This is a genomic window from Bradyrhizobium sp. LB8.2 (assembly GCF_040548035.1).
GTDB lineage: Bacteria > Pseudomonadota > Alphaproteobacteria > Rhizobiales > Xanthobacteraceae > Bradyrhizobium.
Window position 1 is genome coordinate 1 of the sequence record NZ_JBEPQV010000069.1, and the last position, 7855, is coordinate 7855.

Annotated in this window: 7 protein-coding genes; 4 read left to right on the top strand and 3 right to left on the bottom strand. The window is 61.5% G+C overall.

Going from position 1 to position 7855, the window contains the following annotated elements:
• Positions 1-144 precede the first annotated feature (144 nt).
• Entirely contained in the window at positions 145-945 is an 801-nt protein-coding gene (locus ABIB06_RS38645; RefSeq protein WP_354052219.1) for a L,D-transpeptidase, read from the bottom strand.
• A gap of 313 nt (positions 946-1258) precedes the next feature.
• Here ABIB06_RS38645 and ABIB06_RS38650 point away from each other — a divergent pair, with 313 nt between their 5' ends.
• Positions 1259-2041 (top strand): protein phosphatase CheZ, encoded by a 783-nt coding sequence (locus tag ABIB06_RS38650; protein WP_247343631.1) that lies wholly within the window; start codon positions 1259-1261, stop codon positions 2039-2041.
• 161 nt (positions 2042-2202) lie between these two features.
• Here ABIB06_RS38650 and ABIB06_RS38655 read toward each other — a convergent pair whose 3' ends face one another.
• Complete coding sequence (locus ABIB06_RS38655; protein ID WP_027520433.1) at positions 2203-2724, bottom strand: hypothetical protein; 522 nt, start codon at positions 2722-2724, stop codon at positions 2203-2205.
• A 331-nt stretch (positions 2725-3055) separates the two neighbouring features.
• On the opposite strand from ABIB06_RS38655, the gene ABIB06_RS38660 reads away from it, so the two are divergent.
• The 3 genes from ABIB06_RS38660 (at position 3056) to ABIB06_RS38670 (ending at position 6535) form a co-directional block, all read left to right on the top strand.
• Entirely contained in the window at positions 3056-3352 is a 297-nt protein-coding gene (locus tag ABIB06_RS38660) for a co-chaperone GroES (RefSeq protein ID WP_247343636.1), read from the top strand.
• A 143-nt stretch (positions 3353-3495) separates the two neighbouring features.
• On the top strand, positions 3496-5121 hold the full coding sequence (gene groL, locus ABIB06_RS38665) for a chaperonin GroEL (RefSeq protein ID WP_247343639.1): 1626 nt from the start codon (positions 3496-3498) through the stop codon (positions 5119-5121).
• Positions 5122-5323: 202 nt separating this feature from the next.
• Positions 5324-6535, top strand: coding sequence for a hypothetical protein (locus ABIB06_RS38670; protein ID WP_354052222.1), 1212 nt, complete (start codon positions 5324-5326; stop codon positions 6533-6535).
• A 253-nt stretch (positions 6536-6788) separates the two neighbouring features.
• On the opposite strand, the gene ABIB06_RS38675 is transcribed toward ABIB06_RS38670, so the two are convergent.
• A partial coding sequence (locus ABIB06_RS38675) for a tetratricopeptide repeat protein (protein WP_354070399.1) occupies positions 6789-7855 on the bottom strand: 1067 nt, incomplete at its 5' end.

Consider the following 7855-nt stretch of genomic DNA (forward strand, 5'->3'; position numbering starts at 1 on the left):
ACGATGACGCCCTTGCGCTTCGCTAATCCTTCGCCGCCATCAGGCTGGATAGAGGACTTCCACCTCCAAGCTGTCGTTCATACTCGGCACACAACAGAAACGGCCGCCCACGAGGCGGCCGTTTTAGTTTCGAGCGCGATGCGCCTACATCACCACGACCCGGGTGCCGACATTGACGCGGCCGTAGAGGTCGATGACGTCCTCGTTGCGCATGCGGATGCAGCCGGAAGAGACGTTGGTGCCGATGGTCCAGGGCTCGTTGGAGCCGTGGATACGGTAGAGCGTGGAGCCGAGATACATCGCGCGGGCGCCGAGTGGATTTTCCGGGCCGCCTTCCATGTGCCTGGGCAGGTCGGGGCGACGAGCGATCATTTCCGCCGGCGGCGTCCAGGCCGGCCATTCGCGCTTGGCCGTGATCGACTTCACACCGGACCAGGTGAAGCCGGGACGTCCGACGCCAATGCCGTAGCGCATGGCCTTGCCGTTGCCCTCGACGAGATAGAGGAACTTGTTCGGCGTATCGACCACCAGGGTGCCGACACTTTCGTTGCCGCTATAGTCAACAAGTTGCTTCTCGAATCTCGGATCGAACTGACGCTGCCGCGGATCGACCGCCTCCGGCTGCACGCCGGCGCCTTGCATCTGCGGCTCGCCCATCGGCGGCAGGCGGCGCTGGTCGTAATAGCCCGGCTGCTGCTGATACATCGGCTGCTGCGGAGCATAGGCCGGACCGCGGCCGGGCCCGTCACCGAACATGAACTCGATGAAGCCGCCGCCCATGTTCGCGTTGGAGGCGACGCGCACCGGCGCCGGCGGCACCTGCGGCTGGTAAAGCACCGCAGGCGGATCGTTCGGCACGCTATTATCGAATGCGCTGGCGCTGTTGGCGCTGGCCATGAAGGTGCAAGCGCTGCCGAGCAGCGCGACAGACATTTTTTTGAACATCGACGTACTCTGTACTGTTTCGTCTAGTTACATTCGCCGTCGAACGCATCTGGCTGATCCGCGCCCTCGACGTGGTCAATAAAGAGCAAAAGCCGTTTCGTTTGGTAAACGGAGCCGGCGTTTCGATTCACCACGTCGCGAGCGGCGGGGCAATTTGGCGATCAGCGTTTATTTTCGGTGAACGGCGCGCACGCATGGTTAATTGCAGGTTTTCACGCCGTCGCACGCGACCGCACGACAGTTCCGGCTGTGAACTTCGTGTTAAATCGCTTCTGCCTAAAACGACGCGTGAGTGAGGTGGGGGGAGTTCTTGATGGCTATTCACCGCAAACGTTTTCGTGTCGAAGAGGCTGTTGTCGGCGAGATGCCAAGCCCCGAAATGATTGAGGAGGCTCCGCCGATGCATAGCGAGATCATGTCCGAGTTGCGTGCGATCCGTGCACAGATGGCGAAGGGCACTCCGCCCTTGTCCGGCAGCGCGGCCATGGCGGCGATCGACGCCTCCACCGCTCACGAGCTCTCCGAAGCTCGTACCATGCTCGATACTTACCGGGCGCAGATCGAGCAGTGCGAGAAGCTGAAGGTCGAGCTCGACCTCATCCACGACGCCATCGACCGTACCAAGCGCGAGATCGCGACGCTGCACGGCAAGAGCTTCGACGGCGGCGAAATGGCCAAGGTCAATGGCGAGCTCGGCGCGGTCGTCGGCGGCACCGAACAGGCGACCCAGCAGATCCTCGAAGCCGCCGAGTCGATCGACCAAGCGGCCAGCGCGATGTCCAAGGTGCAATCGGCCGATCAGCAGAAACGGCTCGCCGACGATATCCAGGAACGCGTCATCTCGATCTTCGAAGCCTGTAACTTCCAGGACCTGACCGGCCAGCGCATCAGCAAGGTCATGAGCACGATGAAGTTCATCGAGCAGCACATCAACTCCATGATGGAGATCTGGGGCGGCGTCGACGCGATCAAGTCCCACGTGCCCGCGCCGGCCGCTGACACCCGCAGCGAGGACGAAAAACTCCTCAACGGCCCGAAGCTCGCCGGCGATGTCGGCCACGCCTCGCAGGACGACATCGACGCGCTGTTCGACTGAGCAGACGCGACACTCTGAAAAACAAAACGCCGGCGCAAGCCGGCGTTTTTTTTCGTCATTGCGAGCGAAGCGAAGCAATCCAGACTGTGTCCGCGGAAGCAGCCTGGATTGCTTCGTCGCTTCGCTCCTCGCAATGACGAGTGGCTAGGCCGGCGCCCCGATCACGCCCTTGGCGCGCAGCGGACGTAGACCATGTTGCCGTAGCGGGTGGCGGCATCCTTGTCGATGAAGCGGGTGATGAGGACGCGGCCGTCGAAGGAGACGATCTCGCGGTCCTGCTCGCCCGGTGTCGGACCCGCCGGCCCGATATAGTTCTTGCCGCTGGGCGAGCCCTTCAGCCGCAGCTCCTGCGGCGTCGCCTGGTCGGCGAGATGCATGATGACGCCGCCGGAGGAGCCGGCGGTGATCACGTAAGGATTTTTGCACTGGGCCCGGGCGGCAGCCTCGGTGCGGGCGCGGTCGGCCGGGTTCTGGAACGAGGCGAGACCCCAGCGGCCGACGATCTCGTCGGCGCGGATCGACGCCGGCATTTCCGGGCCGGCCCCGGGCTCGGCCTCAGGCGGCGGTGAGGACGACGAGAACGACGGCAGGCTCATGCCGCCGCCGCAGGCGCCAAGCAGCAGCGCCAGGCAAGAGGCGGCCGCCAGATTGGCAACCGTGCGTGCGTGAGCTGAACTGATCATGACATTCCCCCGAGCAAACTGCCCCCCAAACAAGACCTCGACCGCATCCATCCTGCAGCCAAGCGCAAAACCGCTGTCGGAGCAATGACGTCCTTTATACGCCAGCGCGACCAATAGGTTTCTGTAGACACAATCCTATATCCGCCTCACCAATCGCTTAACCACCTTTGCTTGACAGGATCGCGGCCAAGCCATATTTCCGGACGCACTATTAGCACTCGGAAAGCCCGATTGCTAAGCGCGCCGTCCGATCCTCGGCAAGAGGGTGGACGGGAAGCGCCGCCCCATCCACTTCCGCTACATCCGAAGCGAGCCTCCAAAGGGAAACGTCATGGCTAAATCCAAATTTCGTCCGCTGCATGACCGTGTCGTGGTCAAACGTATCGACGCCGAGGAAAAGACCAAGGGCGGCATCATCATTCCGGACAGCGCCAAGGAAAAGCCGTCCCAGGGCGAAATCGTCGCCGTCGGCCCCGGCGGCCGCGACGAGGCCGGCAAGCTGACCCCGATCGACCTCAAGGTCGGCGACCTCGTGCTGTTCGGCAAGTGGTCGGGCACCGAGGTCAAGATCGACAACGAAGATCTCCTGATCATGAAGGAATCGGACATCATGGGCGTCATGGCCTAAGGCCATCAGCCTGAACAGCCGCTGAATGTCATGCCCGGGTCCCTGAGATCCGGGCATCCATCATTCCGCCGGGTTCGATTCCGGACTCCGGACTTGCGACGCCGAGCGGCAGACACATCACGAAACAAGAGGTATTACAGACCATGGCTGCCAAAGACGTCAAGTTTTCCGGAGACGCGCGCGATCGCATGCTGCGCGGCGTCGACATTCTCGCCAACGCCGTCAAGGTGACGCTCGGCCCGAAGGGCCGCAACGTCCTCATCGAGAAGTCGTTCGGCGCGCCCCGCATCACCAAGGACGGCGTCACCGTCGCCAAGGAGATCGAGCTCGAGGACAAGTTCGAGAACATGGGCGCCCAGATGGTCCGTGAGGTCGCCTCCAAGACCAACGATCTCGCCGGTGACGGCACCACCACCGCGACCGTGCTGGCCCAGGCCATCGTGCGCGAAGGCGCCAAGTCGGTTGCTGCCGGCATGAACCCGATGGATCTCAAGCGCGGCATCGACATCGCGGTTGCCGCTGTCGTCAAGGACATCCAGAAGCGCGCTAAGCCGGTCGCAGCCTCCTCCGAAGTCGCCCAGGTCGGCACCATCTCGTCCAATGGCGACACCGCCATCGGCAAGATGATCGCCCAGGCGATGCAGAAGGTCGGCAACGAGGGTGTCATCACCGTCGAGGAAAACAAGTCGATCGAGACCGAAGTCGAGATCGTCGAGGGCATGAAGTTCGACCGCGGCTATCTGTCGCCCTACTTCGTCACCAACCCCGAGAAAATGACCGCCGAGCTCGAGGACGCCTACATCCTCCTGCACGAGAAGAAGCTGTCCGGCCTGCAGGCCATGCTGCCGGTGCTGGAAGCCGTGATGCAGTCGGGCAAGCCGCTCGTCATCATCGCCGAGGACGTCGAGGGCGAGGCGCTGGCCACCCTGGTCGTCAACCGCCTCCGTGGCGGCCTGAAGGTCGCCGCCGTCAAGGCGCCGGGCTTCGGTGATCGCCGCAAGGCCATGCTGGAGGACCTCGCGATCCTCACCGGCGGTCAGCTCATCTCCGAAGACCTCGGCATCAAGCTCGAGAACGTCACGGTGAAGATGCTGGGTCGGGCAGGCAAGGTGGTGATCGACAAGGAGAACACCACCATCGTCAAGGGCGGCGGCAAGAAGCCCGAGATCGAGGCCCGCGTCGGCCAGATCAAGGCCCAGATCGAGGAGACCACCTCGGACTACGACCGTGAGAAGCTCCAGGAGCGCCTCGCCAAGCTCGCCGGCGGCGTCGCGGTGATCCGCGTCGGCGGCGCCACCGAGATCGAGGTCAAGGAGAAGAAGGACCGCGTCGAGGACGCGCTCAACGCCACCCGCGCCGCGGTGCAGGAAGGCATCGTCCCTGGCGGCGGCGTCGCGCTGCTCCGTGCCAAGAAGGCCGTCGGCCGTCTCACCAACGCCAATGCGGACGTTCAGGCCGGCATCAACATCGTGTTGAAGGCACTGGAAGCTCCGCTTCGCCAGATCGCCGAGAACGCGGGCGTGGAAGGCTCGATCGTCGTCGGCAAGATCCTGGAGAACAAGTCCGAGACCTTCGGCTTCGACGCCCAGAACGAAGATTATGTCGACATGGTCGACAAGGGCATCATCGATCCCGCCAAGGTGGTCCGCACCGCGCTCCAGGACGCCGCCTCGATCGCCGGCCTGCTGGTGACCACCGAGGCCATGGTCGCCGAGTCACCGAAGAAGGAAGCGCCCGCCATGCCGGGCGGCGGCATGGGCGGCTTCTAAGGCCGATTCTCGCCTGATAGTGTTGCGAAGGCCGCCTCCGGGCGGCCTTCTTTTTTGCCGATCATGGCCTGTGCTTTCCAATTCAACCGGCGCCCAAAACCCACTACGGTAACGCCCGATTCGAATTGTTTGGGCATGATCTGATCGGAAAAACCGCTTCACACTTTTCCGGATCATGCCCCATTGCCCGGGGATTTCGTCGATGCGCGCGCTTCTGGTTTGCCCGACAGTTTTATTGGCGGCTCTGCTTGCAGTTTTGCCTGAGGTCGCATCCGCCCAGATGAAGCTGTCGCCGAAGGCTACGGCGCCCAGCGGCGCGGAGACGCGCTATTTCACCTCGATCGACGGGCTGATGGACGGCAATGCCGACGTGATCCTGAAGGAGACACGCCAGGGCAAGACCGTCACCGCAGCCGTGCTCGACGTCTGTTATCCGGTCGCGAAGAATTCCGACCGCAAGGACCGCTTCGTCGTCAATCTCCAGGTCGCCGGCCAGAACCTGACGGGTACGACGCAGAGCCTCGGCGCGAAAGCGCCCGTCACCGTCAAACTGCTGCGCAAACAGGCTGGAGACACGTTCGAATTCCGCGGCCAGATCAGCATTGGCCAGGCCGTGACCGAGGTCACCTCTCCCGACAATTCCGATCTCAGCGAGAAGGAATTCCTGGACAACCAGACCTCCGACGACGGCATCACGCCGCAGCCGAAGGATTTCACCGACGTCTCGCCGGAAGCGATTGCGGTCAAGGTCAAGCTGGATGCCGCGACCGAGTTCCTGAAGAGCCTGAAGGGCCAGGACGTCGAGGTGACGCTGGCGAGTCTCACCGTCGGCTGCGACGCACTGCGCGCAGGTGAGCAGACCATCAACATGTCGGTCGATCCGGAGCGCGCAGGCGCCCTGTTGGAGAAATTCAAGGCGATGCCCGGCGTCATCACCGCGGGCTGGACCGCGGGCATGACCGAGATGGACCGCACCATCCGCATCCCCGCCGCCGACTGGCGCGACGGCGACAAGCTCAACCGCGACAAGCTCGCGGCCGCGGTGGCTGGCGTGCTGAGCAGGACGCTCGCGGCAAAGCCGGTCTCGCAAAGCTTCAACCCGGCGACCGGCAAGCTCAAGCTGGTGTTCAAGCGGCCGAACCAGGATTTTCCCGCGCTCGAGCTCACCGACACCATCGAGGTCGCGGGTCTCGTCTCGCCCGACAAGCCAGGCACGTCCGACAAGCTCATGCTCTGGATCGGCAGCCCCGCAACCACGACAGCCGACGAGAGCAGCGGCGCCAAGCTCAATCTCTCGGACGAAGCGACGGCCGACGAGGAAGGCGATCAGCCCGACGACAACGGTTCGGTCGAGGCGCTCACCAAGGAGCTGAAAGGCCAGCGCTGGGACGCCGACAAGTCGGTGTGGAAGTGACGGACTGAACTGCCGTGCCCTGGACGCAGAGTGCGAAAGCGGGCGATCCAGTACCCCTGATGGCTCCGGGCCTTCCCCATTGGAGCGAAAGCGGCTCACGGATGGAGTACCATGCAGTCACGATCAGTGACGCGGCTATCTTGGTCGGTAGCGGCGCGTTTCGAATTCCGAAGCAATCGAGCCGCTGAAAGTTGGACGAGCAAAAGCGGACCTATTGTGCAAGCCTGCGGCCCGTGCATGCACACCATATCGACTAAACCTTCGGCATATAAAATGTCGCTCTCACCAAATAATAGGTCACTTCTTTCTCGGCTTTCACCAAGCTTGATGCAATTGAGTCGGTTATGATCGCCTTGAGCTCACCGAGATACTTCTCTTCCTTTCTGCTAGCATTACGTAGCCGCCATCGCAGGGAACTGTACCGAAAGAGAATCAAAAGATTGGTTAGATCGCTTTTGTTCTTAAAGTCGCGCCACAATGCATCATGGCATCGATCAAATAGACCTGGCATCTGTTCATTAAAGACAAAATGGTAGGCCTCCACCAGCAAGCCGCGATCGGTATCGGCAAGCGGTATACCTGCGTTGAGCATGGTTTCAGCAATTTTAACCGCTGCTCTTGTCCGATTGTAGTGATCAGAAGTACTTTTCGAATCTAGCAAAGGCGCCAAGATAGCTTGCACTTCGGTCGGATTCGCTCCCGCGCTGCTAGCTCGAAAGAGCGCGATGTTTCCGGCGACGACCGTAGCATTCTGCTTTCTGGCCCGCCGCTCTATAGCCTCCAGTTTCTCGATACGCTGCGGATCCTCCTCAGCCAACTCTACTAAGAGAGCCTCTGCTTGAAGAGCGAAATCCGAATGGGGATCAATCTCAATAACCTGCCGCGCCACAGCTCGTGCATCTTTCCTCTCCTTGAGAGACTCATGGCAGAATGCAAGATCAATCAGCGTCGACTGTTTTTTGTAGTTGGGAAAGTCATAATCCAAAATCGTTTCAATTATCCCTTTAGCTTTGGGATGCTGCCCGCACATGCGGAGGCTAGCCGCATATTCCGCAGATAGATGAGCAAACTTCTCCTCGAATCCGTGACTTGGGATCAGCGGCAAAATATCAGAGCAAAGCGCCCCAATGCTCGCAAAGTGATCGCCTCGATTGAGTGCTCTAACATACGAGAGGTTCAAGCCGAGTACGCGTTCTATATTGTTCTTCCTAGCGACTCCCACTGCCTGAGCTGCACCCGGTTCCGAAGACACCAAGTTAGGTGTTTTATGGAGCAGGAGGTGCGTCATGGAGAGAAGGCAGTTTACGCGGGAGTTCAAGC

Coding starts and splice junctions, on each gene's coding strand:
- ABIB06_RS38645 (WP_354052219.1), bottom strand. CDS start 945: ATGTTCAAAAAAATGTCTGTCGCGCTGCTCGGCAGCGCTTGCACCTTC.
- ABIB06_RS38650 (WP_247343631.1), top strand. CDS start 1,259: ATGGCTATTCACCGCAAACGTTTTCGTGTCGAAGAGGCTGTTGTCGGC.
- ABIB06_RS38655 (WP_027520433.1), bottom strand. CDS start 2,724: ATGATCAGTTCAGCTCACGCACGCACGGTTGCCAATCTGGCGGCCGCC.
- ABIB06_RS38660 (WP_247343636.1), top strand. CDS start 3,056: ATGGCTAAATCCAAATTTCGTCCGCTGCATGACCGTGTCGTGGTCAAA.
- groL (WP_247343639.1), top strand. CDS start 3,496: ATGGCTGCCAAAGACGTCAAGTTTTCCGGAGACGCGCGCGATCGCATG.
- ABIB06_RS38670 (WP_354052222.1), top strand. CDS start 5,324: ATGCGCGCGCTTCTGGTTTGCCCGACAGTTTTATTGGCGGCTCTGCTT.